Below are 15323 nucleotides of genomic sequence, written 5' to 3' on the forward strand. Positions count from 1 at the left end.
CCGCAGGAACCGCACCACAGCAAGCGCGCCACCCGCCCGCCGTCGTAGTCGCACCCAGAAAGGACCAGGACCATGAACCGTCCCAATCCCCTCGCCAGAGCGGCCGAACCGGTCCTCGCCTTCGTACGCCGCCGTATCGCCTGGGCCAGGACCGAGGGCCGCACCGTCGGCGCCTCGGCCGTGGAATGGGTGATCATCTCGGCCATCGTGGCGGCGCTCGTCGCCGGTATCGGCGTGGCCATCAGCAAGGCGCTGGACAGCAAGAGCGACAGCGTCACCACCTGCATCGACAAGGCATCCAAGGACACCGACTGCTGATCCGGGCCGGACACCACCGGCCCGGCCCTCAAAGGAGATGAGCTGACGGGGATGAGCAGCTTGCAAGCGTTCCGCCGCGCGCTGGGCGGCCGCCTGGCCGCCGCGCGAGGCGACAGCGGTGTGGGCCGGCGCGGGAAGGACGACCGCGGCATGACCGCGATCGAGTTCGTCTTCCTGACGCCGATCGTCTTCGGGATCATCTTCCTGACCGTGCAGTTCGCCATGTACTACTTCGCCGAGCACGTCGCGCAGGCCGCGGCGAGGGCCGGGGCGCGAGAAGCCCGCGCGCAGGCGAGCGTGCACCCGGACGACTGGGAGGACCGGGCACGCCTCAAGGCGAACGGCTACATCGACCAGCTCGGCGGCAGCCTGCTGACCTCGCACGACATCAACGTCCAGCGGGACGGCGACAACGTGAGCGTCCAGGTCGTCGGGCACGTGCCGTCGATCCTCGGCATCGGGATCACCGTGGACGAACGGTCCCAGGGGCCGATCGAACGCTTCGTGCAGGGGGATTGAGACGCGGATGGCGGAGGCGACCGGTACGAAGACGAACGCGGACCCGACCGCTCGCACGGGCACGGGCGCGGCGACGTGCACGGATGCGGGCGCGGACGCCGACACGGACGTGGCCGCAGGCACGGTTGCGGCCGTGAACGCGAAAACGCCGACGTCCGCGGGCACCGGCGCGGACACCGGGATCTCGACGGTCGAGATCGTGATCCTCGCACCGCTGCTGATCCTCTTCATCCTGGTCCTCGTCGCCTTCGGCCAACTGGTCGACGGGCGCGGGGCGCTGGACGGCGCCGCACGCGACGCCGCCAGGGCCGGGTCGCTCCAGAGCCAACGCGAGGACGCCGACCGGGCCGCGTTCGCCGCCGCGACCAGCGACCTCGAGGGGATCTGCGACGGTGCCGTCCGGATGACCACCGCCGGCACCGTATGGAGCGCGGACGGCGGCCGTTACGCCGTCCAGCTGTCCTGCAAGGTGCGCGGTCTCACGGTGGTCGGGCTCAACATCCCCACCACCATGACCAGCCAGTTCGCGTCGCCGCTCGACTACTACCGGAGGATCGAGTGAACCTCCTGCGGATCCGCTGCACCGCCGCCCGCGGCGAGGGCGACCGCGGCTCCGGCGCCATCGCGGTCGTCATCTTCGCGCTGCTCTTCATCGCACTGGCCGCCTTCGTGGTGGACGGCGGCATGACCCTCGCCAAGCGCGAACGCGCCGCGGACCTCGCAGAACAGGCCGCCCGCGCCGCCGCCCAGGACATCAACGTGGAAGCGGTGCGCGGCGCGAAGGACCTCGGCCCGACCGCACCGATCAACTACCAGAACTGCGACCGGAACATCCGCACCTTCCTGGTGTCGGCAGGCCTCGACACGGACGATGTCGGCGCCTCGCACTGCGTGGCCCCGACGGACGCCGACCAGGTCACCGTCGAGGTGCAGCTCACCTACGAGCCGATGATGAGCGGCTTCTTCCTCAAGGGCGACCAGCACGCCAAAGGGATCGCCTCCGCCCAGTCACTGACCGGCTGAACCCGCACGATCGGCCGACCCGCGCACGACCGGCCGCATCCGACAGCACCGCGCCACGACCACGACCGACCGCGTACGACCGACAGCGTACGACCGAGAAGGCACGCCACCGGAGCACAGGAAGCAGGGCAGCAGCGATGGCACGCACGACCGCCACGGGACGCACCCAACCGCAGCAGGGGCCGGCACAGGGCCGCCCGCCGCGCAGGCGCCGCACGTTCGGCGACGTCGTACGCGCGCTGGCCGCGTTCGTGGTGCTCGCCGTGCTCGTGGTGGGCGTACCCGGATCGCTGCTGTACTTCATCGGCTCGCCCTTCCCGCACCACTTCGACTCCGACGTGCTGCGGCAGCCGATCACCACCGAGACCTTCGTCAACTCCCTCGCCGTCGTGGTGTGGCTGGCCTGGGCGCAGTTCGCCGCGTGCGTCCTGGTGGAGGGCAAGGCTGCGGTGTCAGGCGTGGGCCTGCCGCAGCACATCCCCGGCTCGGGCGCGAGCCAGCTGCTCGCCCGGCAGCTGGTCGCCGCGCTGCTCCTGCTCGGCGTCGGCGCCGCGACGCTGACCCCGGGACTCGCGCAGATCGGCACCCACCACCAGGCGCACCAGCAGGCAAGACCCGGCGTCGCCGCGACAGCCGAGCAGCACCCCGGTGCGTCGCACGAGGCGCAGTCCACCGCCGTCGTCGCGCCACAGCAGGACGGCGCCCGGGCGGGAGCCGTACGCAGCGTCGAACACGCCCAGGGGGCGACGAAGTTCTACCGGATCCAGCCGCCCGAGGGCCGCCACCACGACTCGCTGTGGGACATCGCGCAACGCCACCTCGGTGACGGCCGCCGCTACAAGGAGATCTACGCACTCAACAAGGACCGTGTGCAGCCCGACGGTTCACGGCTGTCGCAGGCCAGCCTGATCCGGCCCGGCTGGGTCATGGAGATGCCGGCCGACGCACACGGCGGCGACCTCGTCGAGATGCCCGCGCCCCACGTCGCCCACGACATCCAGCACTACGCGGAACACGGCGGCGCCAAGGACACGGTGGCCGAGGGCGCCCCCGCAGCCCACGCCGACCCGGCGCCCGCCCCCGCAAGGCACGACGCCGGGACCCCGCCGGCCGCCCCCGCCGACGCCACCGTGCACGCCCCCGCACCGGCGCAGGCCACCGCGACCGCCGGCGACACCGGCGCCGGGGCGCACGGCGGCGGACTTTCCGCGCTGCCCGAGGCGCTGATCGCCGCCCCGCTGCTGGCCGCAGGACTGCTCGCCGCGCTCGGCCGCAGGCGGCGCACCGCACTGTGGCAGTCGGTCACCGACGGAGTGCTGCGCACCCCGCGCACCCCCGCGGGGCCGCAGGCCGACGCCGCCGACGCGCTGCGGATCGGCGCCGACCCCGACACCGTCGCCTTCCTGGACCGCGGCCTGCGCGCGCTGTCCGCCAAGCTGGACGCCGAGGGCCGCCAACTCCCCACCGTCTACGCCGCCTGGCTCACCACCGACGAGCTGCACCTCCAACTGGCCTGGCCCGAGGGGCGGCCGCCCGCGCCCTGGCAGGTCGGCCAGGACGAGACCTTCTGGCGGCTGGCCCGCGCCGCACTGGCCGACGACGCCGACACCGCGGCCGCGGCGCCCTATCCGGGCCTCGCCGTGCTCGGCACCCTGGACGAGGCGCGGCTGCTGCTCAACCTCGAAGCCGTGCCGGGCATCGTCTCGCTGAGCGGCGCCAGGCCCGACCGGGAGGCCGTACTCGCCTCGGTGGCGGCGGAATTGGCCACCAACGGCTGGTCGGACCGGATGACGGTCACGCTGGTCGGGTTCGCCGAGGACCTGACCGCGCTGGCGCCCGCCCGGGTCCGCCACCTCGCGGACGTGCCCGAGGTCATCGAGATCATGGCGGCCGAGACCACGCAGCGCCTCGCCGCCCTCCGCAACGCCGGTCAGGACAGCGTCCTCACCGGCAGGGCGGGCCGCGCCCAGCACACCCAGTGGGCACCGCACCTGGTGCTGATCGCCGGGCGGCCGACCGAGGAGGAGGCCGAACGGCTCGCCGAACTCGCCGCGGACGCGGGCCGGCTGGGCATCGGCTACCTGGTGGCCGGCGGCACGGCCCCCCTGCCGGGCGCGGCCTGGGAGCTGCACGTCAGCGCCGAGGGCCGGCTCACCGCGCCGCTGCTCGGACTCGACCTCGTCGCGCAGCGACTGCCCGCCGCCCACTACGCCGCCCTGCTCAGGCTGTTCGCGGAAGCAGGCGGCGGGGACGACGGGCCGGAGCCCGGCCCCGGCGCACCGCCCTTCCTCGTCGACCTCAGCGACCAGGGCCGCCCCGGCGTCTACGCCAGGCTGCTCGGCACCTTCGAACTCATCGGCGTGGACGCGCCCGCCGCGGAAAGGAGCCCGCTGCTGCACGAGGCACTCGCGCTGCTCCTGCTGCACCGCGAGGGGGTCCACCCGCGCGTCCTGGCCGCCGCGCTGTGGCCGCGCGGGGTGACGCAGGACGTGCGCGACGCGCTCGTCGACCGGCTCCGCGACTGGCTCGGCACCGACGCCGACGGCTCGGCCCGCATGTCCTTCGACGACACCGGGCGCATCGTCCTGTCCACCTCGGTCGTCTCCGACTGGGACGTCCTTCAGACACTGCACCACGAGGCCGACAGGGGCGCCGCGGCCGACGATCCGGCCGCCCGCCGCCGGCTGCTCACCGACGCGCTGTCGCTGGCCAGGGGGCGGCTGCTCGAAGACCGCGCCATCGGGCGCTACGGGTGGCTCGCCCACGAGATCGTCGACGCCCAGCACCCGGTGCTGGTGGCGGAGATCGCTCTCGCCCTCTCCGCGCTGCACCTCGACGCCGCGAAGCCCAAGGCGGCCGTCGCGGCGGTGGAGACGGGCCTGATCGTGGCGCCGGACGACGAGCGGCTCTGGCTCGAACTCCTCCGCGCCACGCACGCCACCGGCGACCCCGCCCGGGTGGAGGCCGCCGCGGTCTCCCTCCTCGCCCGTGCGCACACCCTGGGCGGTCCCGGTCGCGGCCTGCCGCCGAGGGTCGAGGCGCTTCTCGACGAGCTCCTGCCCACCTGGCGCGGCAGCGTCGCCAACTGACCCCGCAGGGGACGGAGGGCCTGCGGGCCGGGGCGGAGCCCCCTGGGCCACCGTGCCCGGGGGCGTGGTCCCCGTCGCCGGTCAGACGCGGGAGCGGAAAGCGGACTTCTTCGCGCGGTTGCCGCAGATGTCCATCGAGCACCAGCGGCGAGTCCCCGGGCGGGAAGCGTCGAGGAAGAGCGCCCCGCAATCGGGCGAGGCGCAGGAGTGCAGGCGGGGGAGCAGGGCAGGTGCGGCGGCCAGTTCGAGTGCGTCCCTGGCGACCAGCGCGAGCACGGCACGCACCGGGTCGTCGGCACGCCGCCGCAGCTCGCCGTCCGGCGTGAGATACGGCACCGGCACGGTCTCGGCGGCCGCCCGGTTGAGCCGGGTCCTGGCCGCGGCGGCGGGGACCGCGGGGCCGCCGGCGGCGATCACCGCCGTGATCAGCGCGTAGGCCGCCTCCCGCAGCGCCCGCGCGGCCTGCACGTCGTCAGCGGTGGGCGGCGCCGCCGAGCGCGGAGCGTCGACCCCGGGTCCGCACTGCCGCACCCAGGCGAGCAGCGCGGCGGGGTCGGCCAGCTCCTCGGTCACGCGCGGGGTCCCGCGGTAGCGCAGGGTCCGCAGGTAATCCAGGCACAACCGGCCTGAGCCTTGCCGGAAACGCGGGGGAGCGCCGGTGTCCTCCATGCGGACCAGCGTACTGCCGGAACCGGTATGACTGGTACGGTCGGTACACCACTTTAACCGGTTCCCGTTTGTGCGTGACCGCGCAAGCCGGCGCAGTTCGGCGCGCGTCCGCGCAGTGAGGTGACGATGTCCCAGCCCAACGGCCCCGCCGACCTCGCCGATTCCGCCCCCGGCGCCGGGACGGGCAAGGGTGCGGCATTGCCGCCGTCCCCCGAGTCGCCGCAGGCCGGCCCGCCGCGGCGGCTGGTCATCCTGCTCGCCGTCTCCTGCGGCCTGACCGTCGCCAACCTCTACTACGCCCAACCGCTGCTCAGCGAGCTGCGGGGCTCCTTCCACATCGGCGCCGTCACGGCCGGCAGCCTGGTCACGGCGACCCAGCTCGGCTACGCGCTCGGCCTGCTGCTCCTCGTGCCGCTCGGCGACGTCACCGAGAAGCGCCGGCTCGCCACCCTGCTGCTCTCCCTCACCGTGGGGGCACTCGTCCTCGCCGGGGCGGCGCCCGACTTCGCGGTCCTGCTCGTCGCCTCGCTGATCGTCGGGTGCACCCTCACCGTCGCGCAGATCCTCGTGCCCTTCGCCGCTGACCTGGCACCGGACGCCAGCAGGGGCCGGGTGGTCGGGCAGGTGATGAGCGGGCTGCTCACCGGGATCCTGCTGTCCCGCACCGTCGGCAGCGTGGTCGCGGGCGCGACGAGCTGGCGGGTGGTCTACCTCGGCTCCGCCGCGCTGATGACCATACTGACGCTGGTGCTGCGCTCGGCACTCCCCGCGCGGCCGCCCGCCGCCGCACTGCGGTACGGGGCGCTGCTGAAGTCCACGGTCCGGCTGCTCAAGGTCCATCCGGCGCTGCGCCGCCGGGCGCTCTACCAGGCGGCGATGTTCGGGGCGTTCAGCGTCTTCTGGACGACCATCTCCTTCGTGCTCACCTCGGCGCCCTTCCACTACCACCAGTGGCAGGTGGGCCTCTTCGCGCTCGCGGGCGCGGGCGGTGCGCTGATCGCCCCGCAGGCCGGGCGGTGGGCGGACCGCGGACTGGTCCGGCCGATGACGGCGGTCGCCCTTGCCGCCGCCGCGGTCGCCTTCGGCGTGGCGGTGGTCGGGCGGCACAGCGTGCTGGCGCTCGGCGCGGCCGCGGTGCTGCTGGACATGGCTGTCCAGACCACGCTGATCCTCGGGCAGCACGTCGTCTACCAGCTCGACAGCGGCGCCAGGGCGCGGCTCAACAGCGCCTTCATGGCGACCTTCTTCGTCGGCGGCGCGGTGGGCTCCCAGGCGGGTTCCGCCGCCTACCACCTCGGCGGCTGGCCGGCGGTGACCGCGCTGGGCGCCGCCCTCCCGCTGCTGGCCCTGACCGCCGCCTTCCCCCGCCGCACCTGACGCCAGCCCCTCCGGCGCGGTGCCGCCGGCCGGGGCGAGCCGCAAGGCGCGCATCCCAGGCGGCGCGGCGGTCCTGCGCACCGCGCCGGGCGGGTGAGCGCCCCAGGCCGCCCGCGAGTGCGACCCTCAGCCGCGGACCGTCGCCAGGATCTCCGGCAGGCGGTCGAGGAGGCGGGGCGCCGTCCAGCGCAGGGCGACCGCGGCGATGGCGGCGCCGTATATCGCCCCGACGGGGAGAGCCAGCCAGAGCAGGCCGTGGTGGCCGGTGACGTGGAGCGCGATGACCGGGACCAGCACCGGCAGGCACAGCGCCAGCCCGGCGGCCGTGCCGCCGAAGACGTTGAGCAGGACCAGCCCGCTCTGGCCGGGCGCCGCGTTGGAGAAGGGATTGTCCCGCGGCACCGCGTACGGATAGCGCACGCTGGCGAACCCGCCGGTGGCGACCAGCGCGCCGGTGAAGGCGAAGGACAGGCCGAGCGTCTCGGCCAGCGCGTCCACCCGCCCGAGCAGTACGGCCGCGCCGGCGGTCACCACGGTGACGTACGGGACGGCGATGAGCGCGATGGTCAGCGCGCGCCCGCGCAGTTCGAGCTCGGCGTCGCGGCGGTCGGAGATGGTGGCCATCACGGTCCAGAAGGCGGAGCCGTCGAGCCCGAACTGGTTGTACATCTGCACGCCGAGCAACCCGGCGGCCCACAGGCACTGGTAGACGCTGCCGTGCTGGACCACCGCGACCAGCGGCAGCATCAGCCCGACCGCGAGCCCGGTCGCGAGCGCCGCCTTGGCCCGCGGGTCCCGCCACAGGTAGCGGAACTGCCGCTGCATCACCGTGCCGGTGCGGCCAGGGGGCAGCAGATGGTAGGGCTCCCGGCCACCCGCGGGACCGCGCTGCCGCGACTGCTCGGGCGCGGCGGCGATCGTGGACGCGTCGGGCGACACCATCAGCCGGACGAGGCTGCGATACCACCAGCGCAGGACGAGGGCGAGCACGGCGGCTGTCACGGCGAGCTGCACGGCCGCCAGGCCGTACGCTCCCCGGCCGGTGGAGCGCACCGCGTCCACAGCGGTGGCCGGGGGTATCCAGCGCAGCACGGCCGCCGCCGACGTGGCCCGGTGCAGCCCCTCGGTGCCGGACAGCGAGCTGAGCCCGAGGTTGACCAGCTGGGCGCCGACCGCGACGAACAGGCCGCTGAGCAGCGCCAGATCGCGCCCCTTGCGGCTGGTCAGCAGCCGGGTGTTGGCCGCGGCCATGGCGCGGGACAAGGCCACGCACAGCGCCAGCAGCAGGACGACGGCCAGGATCGCGACAGCGACCGCGGCCGGGCCTTCGGCCACGGCGGTCACCGCACCGGTGGCGAGCAGCAGCGTGAAGAGCGGTCCGACGCCGATCAGCGACGACGTGAGCAGCGCGGTCAGCAGCGGGCGCGGGCGCAGCGGCAGCATGGCCAGCCGGGTCGGGTCGAGGGTGTCGTCGCCGCCGAAGAAGAACAGCGGCATCACCGCCCAGCCGACGCCGAGCACCACCGCCGTGGTCACCGAGACCGCGGGAGCGTAGTGGTTGTGGCGCAGCGCGATCAGGCCCGCGCCGTTCGCCAGCGCGTACAGCAGCGCAACGCCGGTGCCCACGCACCAGCCGACGGTGCGGCCGGTGGACTGCCGCAGCCCGTTGCGCAGCAGCGACAGCTTGAGCCGGACGAAGACGCCGGTGACGGAGGGGGCCCGCGCGTCGGACGGCGACGCGGGCGGCGTGTCGGGCGGTGCGGCAGCGGTCATCACCGGCCGCCGCCCAGCCAGTCCAGGTCCTGGCCGGTGCGCCGGTCGGCGCCGACCAGGGACAGGAAGGCGTCCTGCAAGGTGGGCGCGTCACCGCGGACCTCGGCGAGCGGGCCGCGGGCCACGATCCGGCCGCCTGCCATCACCGCGACCCAGTCGCACAGGCTCTCCACCAGCTCCATCACATGGGAGGAGAAGACGACCGTGCCGCCCGCCGCGGTATAGCGCTCCAGCACACCGCGGATGACCTGCGCGGACACCGGGTCGACACCCTCGAACGGCTCGTCGAGGAAGAGGACTTCCGGATTGTGCAGCAGCGCAGCCGCCAGGCCGATCTTCTTCCGCATGCCGGTCGAGTAGTCCACCACCAGCTTGTGCCGGGCGTCGGTCAGGTCGAGCACGTCGAGCAACTGGGCGGTCCGCTTGTCGACCTCGGCGCCCGGCAGACCTCGCAGCCTGCCGGTGTAGGCGAGGAGCTCGCGCCCGGAGAGGCGCTCGAACAGCCGCAGGCCCTCGGGGAGTACGCCGATCCTGGCCTTGACCGAGACCGGGTCCGACCACACGTCGACGCCGCTGATCCGCACCAGGCCGTCATCGGGCCGCAGCAGGCCGGTGACCATGGACAGCGTCGTCGTCTTGCCCGCGCCGTTGGGCCCCACCAGGCCGATGAAACGGCCCGAGGGCAGGTCCAGGTCGATCCCCGCGACGGCCGCCTGCTCGCCGAAGCGCTTCCAGAGCCCGCGCACCAGGACCGCGGGAACGGGCCCTTCCGGCTCCGCGCCCTCCTGCGCCCGCCCCGTGCCTCCGGCCGCCCCGTAATACGGCAGGGGCGCCCCTCGCACCGCCCGTGCCGGCGTGCTTTCCGTCTCGTCCGCCATGTCGCGGCACCCCTCCCCGTGTCCGTGTCCGCGCTTCCCTCACGTGTACCGCCACCCTAAGGGGGGCCACTGACAGTGACGAGATCGCGGCCGAGAGTACGGCCGGTGACAGGCGGCGGGTCAGCGGGCGCGGGCCGCGGCCGCCTCGCGGCCGCAGGCGTACGCCAGCTGGCTCAGCAGCTCCGCCGCGTCCGGCAGCCAGCGGTTCGCCGGGGTCGGCCGGCGGGCCCACTGGGCGCAGCCCCCCGGCACGGTCCTGGTCGGCGGCGCGACGACCCAGCCGCCCTCGCCGAGCACCGAGAGGTCGAGTGACTCGGGCGGCCGGCCCAGCCGCCGCAAGAGGTCCGGGACCTTCGCTGCGGCGCCCGGCAGGACGAAGAACAGCAGGCGGCGGCCGGGGGCGCCGAGTACGGGGCCGAGCGGCAGGTCCATCCGCTCCATGCGGGCCAGCGCCAGGCATCCGGCGTCCTCTGAGACGTCGACGGCGTCGAAGGTGCGCCCGGTGGGCAGCAGGACCGACGACTCCGGATGCGTCTGCCACATCCTGCGCACCGCGGGGGCGCTGACGCTGCCGCGGGCCGTCCAGTCCGGCCGTATGGGGTGTGCGCCCGGCGCGCCGCAGCCGGCGGAGCCGCAGGAGCAGCGGGGCACACCGGAGGCGCCGGTCTCCAGCCACGAGCCCGGCACCACGTCCCAGTGCCGCTCCTCCGCGTAACGGACCGCCGCGTCGAGCAGTTGACCGGTGAAGCGGCGCGGGACGCCGATGCTGTCTTCCACGCGCTGCACAACTCTCCGCGTGACCGTCGGTTACGGGGTGATGTCGCGGCTCATGGCGGGCGCACGGATGCACTGCCGGGGGCGCGTACGGGCAGCCGGCGTCCGGTGCGGGTAAGCAGTGGGGGGCGGCCCGCCGGGCGGCTCCGGCGAAACGTCGGCAAAGCGGGGCATTTTCCACCCGCGGGGTGGGAAGCATCCGCACAGTGAGCCGCACAGCCGTACGGCAGCGCATCCAGCGGCGTGCGGCCGCCGGGCACACCGCAGTCGGGCCGAGGCGCCGCGGGGCCGCAGGGCCGCCGGGGCGCAGTGCCGTACGGACGTCGGTCACCGGGACGGGGTTGACGAGACGAGGGGGACACCATGGCCGCACGGCCACTTGTGGCGCGGCAGCCGAACGAGCGGCTCCAGTCGCTGATCCAGGAGGCGGGCTGCTCCAACGCGGGGCTCGCCCGCAGGGTCAACATGTGCGGGGCCGAGCACGGCCTCGACCTGCGCTACGACAAGACGTCGGTGGCCCGCTGGCTGCGCGGCCAGCAGCCCAGGGGCAGGGCGCCCGGGATCGTGGCCGAGGCGCTGGGGCGCAAGCTCGGCCGCGGGGTGACCATAGACGAGATCGGCATGGCCGACGGCAAGAACCTGGCCACCGGCATCGGCCTGCACTTCGCGCCGACGGTGCCGGGCGCGATCGAGCAGGTCTGCGAGCTGTGGCGCAGCGACGTCGGCAGGCGCGACTTCCTGTCCGGCTCCACGGTCGCGGCCTCCGCCCTCGTCGAGCCGAGCAGGGACTGGCTGATCACCAGGCCGGACCAGGGCGTGGCGCGCAACGGCGGTGCCAGGGTGGGCGCTTCGGACGTCGAGGCGGTCAAGGCCACCACCCAGGCGCTCACCGACCTGGACCACAGGTTCGGCAGCGGCCATGTCAGGCCGGTGGTGGTGCACTACCTGAACAGCGTGGTGTCGGGCCTGCTGGCGGGCAGTTACCGCGAGTCGGTCGGGCGGGAGTTGTTCTCGGCCGTCGCCCGACTGACCGAGCTTGCCGGGTACATGGCGGTGGACACCGGCCAGCCGGGCCTGGCGCAGCGCTACTACATCCAGGCGCTGCGGCTCGCCCAGGCGGCGGGCGACCGCGGCTACGGCGGCTACATCCTGGCCGCGAGCATGAGCCACCTGGCCGCGGCCCTCGGCAATCCGCGGGAGATCGCCCAACTCGCCCGCGCCGCACAGGAAGGCGCGAGGGGTCAGGTCGGCCACACCGCGGAGGCGATGTTCTACGCGGCCGAGGCGCGCGGCCACGCGCTGCTCGGCGACGCCAGGACCTTCGCCACCGTCGCCGGTCTCGCCGTCGCCGCCATGGAGCGCTCGGAGCCCGACCAGGACCCGCCGTGGATCGCGCACTTCGACCACGCCTACCTGGCCGACGAACTGGCGCACTGTCACCGGGACCTGGGCCAGGCCGTACCCGCCGCCAGACGTGCGGAGGAGGCCCTCGCCGCACACCCCGTCAGCCGCGCCAGGCGCCGGGCCATCGACTTGCTGCTGCTCGCGGACGCCCAGGTGCAGCAGCGCGAGATCGAACAGGCCTGCCACACCGGCACCCAGGCCGTCACCATGCTGGCCGGTCTGCGCTCCGACCGCGGAGCGGAGTATCTGGAGGACTTCAGACGCCGGCTCGATCCCTTCTCCGCCGAGCCGTCGGTAAGGGAGTTCGGCGCCCGGCTGGAGTCCCAGGACGCCGCGTAAACGGCCAACCGGCAAGTACCCACCGAATCGTTATCCGACCGACACCGTTCGAGTGGCACGCCCCAAAGTGCTGGAGAAACCCGGCGGCGCCGCCTCCCGCGGCGCCCCGGCCCGCACGTCAACGCCATGTCGGGGCGCTCGCTCGTTCGGGTTCGTGGTCCCTCTCGCTGTTGACCCGGTAGCGTGTGCAGACGTCCGACACTGGGTGAAGGCGGGAGTCAACGGCGATGCACAGCAACGGACGCGGCGAGGAAACGCCCGAACCGTACCGGGGCGTCGTCCTCCCGGGAGGGCAGCAGCCGCCCGCGCCCTACGGCGAGCACGTCCAGCCGGCCGGCGGCACCCCCTGGGGCGAGCCCGCGCAGCACGGCGGCACCCCGCCCGTACCACCGCAAACACCGCCGTCCTACCCGCCGCAGGCCGCCGAGCCCGCGGACGCCACCCAGATGCTGCCGCCCTACCCCGGCGCAGGGCCCGCCCCCATGGCCGCGGCGCCGCCGCAGCCCCCCGCCCCGGTCGCGGACGCCACCCAGATGCTGCCGCCCTATCCGAACACGGCCCCGCCGGAGCCCACTCCCGCCGAGGCCACCCAGGCGCTGCCGCTGGGGATGTTCCAGGAGCAGCACCAGCAGCAGCCGTACGACGCCTACGGGCAGCAGCAGCCGCAGGGCTACCCCGGGCAGGACTTCCCCGGCGGGCAGCAGTACGCAGAGCAGCAGCAGTATCCCGAGCCGCAGCCCTTCGCCGACCAGCCGTCCTACGGCGGCCCGCAGCAGTTCGCGCCGCAGGGCGGCTACGAGCAGCCGCAGCAGCCGGGACCCGAGCACGACAGCGACTACGACCACCTGTTCAGGAACGACGTCCCCGGCCCGGAACCGCTGCGCCAGCGCATCATCCAGCCCCCGTCCGCCCAGCAGCAGGCACAGCAGCAGGGATACGGCCGGCCGCCGTGGGAGCCCGGCTACGCAGAGGACGGCTACGACGACGGCGACGGCGGGCGCCGGACGTCGCCCAAGGTGGTCATCGGGATCGTGGTGGCCGGCTGCGTGGTCGCCGGCCTCGTGGTCGGCGCCCTGATGAACAGCGGCGGCGGCGGCAAGTCCTCGGCGGACGGCAAGCCGGTCGCGACCGCCACGGACAAGGCGACGGGATCCGCGTCGAGCAGCCCCGGCGCGGCCGCGGGCAACGACGCGGAGGCGCAGGCCAAGGCGCTGGACGCGCTGCTCAAGACCAGCGGCGCCAGCCGCAGCTCGGTGGTCGGCGCGGTCGAGTCGATCAAGGGCTGCAAGAACCTGCCGGGCGCCGCCGCGGACCTGCGTGCCGCCGCGACCCAGCGCACCGACCTGGTCACCCAGCTCAGCGGCCTTGCCGTCGACAAGCTGCCCAACCACGCGGAACTGACCACGGCCCTCACCAAGGCCTGGCAGGCGTCCTCCGCCGCCGACGGCCACTACGCGGCATGGGCGGACCAGGCCGCGCACGGCGGCAAGGTCTGCAAGGGCGGCCACGCCCGCAGCACCTCGGAGACGCAGGCGGCCAGCAGGGAGAGCGCCACCGCGACCAGCCAGAAGAAGACCGCGGTGAAGCTGTGGAATGCCATCGCGAGCAAGTACAGCCTCACGCAGCGGCAGTACAGCCAGCTCTGAGGCCCCTCGGCGGCTCGTCGCACGAGCCCGCCGGCCGGGCGGACCCGGGTATCCGGGTCCGGCTCCGGCTCCGGGTCCGGGTCCGGGTCCCGACCAGGACCCGGACCGGCGGACGGCCTCAGCTGACGCTCGTGGCCTTCTTCAGCTTCGCCGCCACGTCCACGAAGCCCGAGCCCTGCTGCACCAGCTTGCCCCCCTTGACCACCTGGTAGGTGACCTTGGAGTCGACCAGGCGGGCGTGGTCGGGGATGTCGAGCAGGTCGTTGTCCGTCCAGCCGAGGTCGGGGGTGAGCCCGCCGGTGGACAGCCCGGTGGTGCGGTCGAGCGCCCGCTGCACGCTGTTGGCGGTGATCGCCGTGCCCTTCTCCATCGCCTCGATGACCTTGGCGAAGACGGTGTAGGCGATCCAGGTGGTCTGCACCCCGGGGTCGGCCACGTCGATGCGGTCGTCGGAGAAGGCGTACTTGGTGACGACCGACTTCATCTGGTTCCACTTGGGGTCGGAGGCCGGCGGGTACCAGTCGGTGACCAGGGCGTTCTCCAGCGGGCTGTCAGGGCCGCCGGTGGCGTCCACCAGGGACTGCTGGACGCTGCCTATCACCGAGGACAGCCGGACCTTCGGCGGCTTGTCGCCGAGCCTGCGCAGCGAGTCGAAGAAGGTGCTGGTGTGGCTGCCGAGCACCGCTGACACGCAGTTGCTCGACTTGTTGTCGCCGATCGACCGCTCCGCGACGTCGGTGTAGTCCGTGGCGTCGTCCTTGGCGGGCAGGTCGCGGGCGGCCGGGCGCCCGGACGACGTGAGGCCCTCGTCGAGGAAGATCGGGAACTGGTCGCCGGTGATGGTGTCGGGCCGCACCAGCGCGACCTTCTTGCACCCTTCCGACAGCTGACCGCCGCTGCCGGCGAGCAGCGCGGGCAGCCCACCGTTGATCGGGTACGACAGCGGGCTCTGGAATTCGTCCTGCGTGATGCCGTATCCGCCGACGTAGGCGATGTTGTTCGACTCGAGCGCCGTGGTGAAGGAGCCGCCCTCCTCGCTGTACGAGCCCACGACCGCGACCGCGTGGGCGTCCGCGGCCTGCTGGGCGCACTTCGACACCGCCACCGAGTCGTTGCGCTCGTTGCAGGTCAGCACCTTCAGCTTGCGGCCGTTGAGCCCGCCGGAGTCGTTGATGTAGCTCTCGAAGGTCTGCGCCATCGCGATCATGCCCGGCATGTTCGTCGCCCTGGTGTCCTCCGGTGCCCAGGTCATCACCACGATGGGCCCCGGGGAGCCCCCCGCGCCCCCCGGGAGCGCGCCACAGCCACTGATCAGCGCACTTGCGGCCAGCAGTGGGACGACAGCCTGGCGAACCCTGCACATGCGCCGTTCAGTCATAGATACGGAAGATTCCGGTACGGGCCCAACACGAGGGTGATCCCACGGGAACGGACGGTCACTTTCAGGTGAATTACAGGTGCCGTCGTTCGACTGCGTACGATTGCCCGTCGTGCAAGGTTCGGAGAAGTCTTCC

General features: G+C 73.8%; 13 protein-coding genes. 8 read left to right on the forward strand and 5 right to left on the reverse strand.

Annotated elements, in window-relative coordinates:
* The first annotated feature begins 72 nt into the window (after positions 1 to 72).
* The 5 genes from ACGFMP_RS21425 (at position 73) to ACGFMP_RS21445 (ending at position 4949) form a co-directional block, all read left to right on the forward strand.
* Positions 73 to 318 carry a hypothetical protein gene (locus tag ACGFMP_RS21425; RefSeq protein ID WP_393674359.1) on the forward strand — a complete coding sequence of 82 codons (246 nt, stop codon included), beginning with the start codon at positions 73 to 75 and terminating at the stop codon, positions 316 to 318.
* 51 nt (positions 319 to 369) lie between these two features.
* Positions 370 to 837, forward strand: a complete 468-nt coding sequence (locus tag ACGFMP_RS21430) for a TadE/TadG family type IV pilus assembly protein (RefSeq protein ID WP_393674360.1) — start codon at positions 370 to 372, stop codon at positions 835 to 837.
* Positions 838 to 970: 133 nt separating this feature from the next.
* Positions 971 to 1399 carry a TadE/TadG family type IV pilus assembly protein gene (locus ACGFMP_RS21435; protein WP_393674361.1) on the forward strand — a complete coding sequence of 143 codons (429 nt, stop codon included), beginning with the start codon at positions 971 to 973 and terminating at the stop codon, positions 1397 to 1399.
* On the forward strand, positions 1396 to 1860 hold the full coding sequence (locus tag ACGFMP_RS21440; RefSeq protein WP_393674362.1) for a pilus assembly protein TadG-related protein: 465 nt from the start codon (positions 1396 to 1398) through the stop codon (positions 1858 to 1860). The genes ACGFMP_RS21435 and ACGFMP_RS21440 overlap by 4 nt, the downstream gene beginning before the upstream one ends.
* 137 nt (positions 1861 to 1997) lie before the next feature.
* Positions 1998 to 4949, forward strand: a complete 2952-nt coding sequence (locus tag ACGFMP_RS21445) for a BTAD domain-containing putative transcriptional regulator (RefSeq protein ID WP_393674363.1) — start codon at positions 1998 to 2000, stop codon at positions 4947 to 4949.
* A gap of 81 nt (positions 4950 to 5030) precedes the next feature.
* On the opposite strand, the gene ACGFMP_RS21450 is transcribed toward ACGFMP_RS21445, so the two are convergent.
* Positions 5031 to 5618, reverse strand: a complete 588-nt coding sequence (locus ACGFMP_RS21450) for a CGNR zinc finger domain-containing protein (protein ID WP_393674364.1) — start codon at positions 5616 to 5618, stop codon at positions 5031 to 5033.
* 126 nt (positions 5619 to 5744) lie between these two features.
* Here ACGFMP_RS21450 and ACGFMP_RS21455 point away from each other — a divergent pair, with 126 nt between their 5' ends.
* Positions 5745 to 6995: an MFS transporter gene (locus ACGFMP_RS21455; RefSeq protein WP_393674365.1), complete on the forward strand. Its 1251-nt coding sequence runs from the start codon at positions 5745 to 5747 to the stop codon at positions 6993 to 6995.
* Between the two features lie 126 nt (positions 6996 to 7121).
* Here the strand turns inward: ACGFMP_RS21455 and ACGFMP_RS21460 are convergent, their stop codons facing one another.
* The 3 genes from ACGFMP_RS21460 to ACGFMP_RS21470 form a co-directional block, all read right to left on the reverse strand.
* Positions 7122 to 8768: a transporter gene (locus ACGFMP_RS21460; protein ID WP_393674366.1), complete on the reverse strand. Its 1647-nt coding sequence runs from the start codon at positions 8766 to 8768 to the stop codon at positions 7122 to 7124.
* Positions 8768 to 9646, reverse strand: a complete 879-nt coding sequence (locus ACGFMP_RS21465; protein ID WP_393674367.1) for an ABC transporter ATP-binding protein — start codon at positions 9644 to 9646, stop codon at positions 8768 to 8770. The genes ACGFMP_RS21460 and ACGFMP_RS21465 overlap by 1 nt, the downstream gene beginning before the upstream one ends.
* Positions 9647 to 9766: 120 nt before the next feature.
* On the reverse strand, positions 9767 to 10423 hold the full coding sequence (locus ACGFMP_RS21470) for a bifunctional DNA primase/polymerase (RefSeq protein WP_393674369.1): 657 nt from the start codon (positions 10421 to 10423) through the stop codon (positions 9767 to 9769).
* Between the two features lie 360 nt (positions 10424 to 10783).
* Here ACGFMP_RS21470 and ACGFMP_RS21475 point away from each other — a divergent pair, with 360 nt between their 5' ends.
* Together ACGFMP_RS21475 and ACGFMP_RS21480 are read left to right on the forward strand one after the other, a co-directional pair.
* Positions 10784 to 12163 (forward strand): transcriptional regulator, encoded by a 1380-nt coding sequence (locus ACGFMP_RS21475; protein ID WP_393674370.1) that lies wholly within the window; start codon positions 10784 to 10786, stop codon positions 12161 to 12163.
* A gap of 227 nt (positions 12164 to 12390) precedes the next feature.
* Positions 12391 to 13809: a hypothetical protein gene (locus ACGFMP_RS21480; RefSeq protein ID WP_393674372.1), complete on the forward strand. Its 1419-nt coding sequence runs from the start codon at positions 12391 to 12393 to the stop codon at positions 13807 to 13809.
* Positions 13810 to 13927: 118 nt separating this feature from the next.
* Here ACGFMP_RS21480 and ACGFMP_RS21485 read toward each other — a convergent pair whose 3' ends face one another.
* Positions 13928 to 15061: an ABC transporter substrate-binding protein gene (locus tag ACGFMP_RS21485; RefSeq protein ID WP_393674373.1), complete on the reverse strand. Its 1134-nt coding sequence runs from the start codon at positions 15059 to 15061 to the stop codon at positions 13928 to 13930.
* Positions 15062 to 15323: the final 262 nt, after the last annotated feature.

Origin of the sequence: Streptomyces sp. NPDC049040, from assembly GCF_043197715.1 — a bacterium.
Taxonomy (GTDB): Bacteria; Actinomycetota; Actinomycetes; order Streptomycetales; family Streptomycetaceae; genus Actinacidiphila.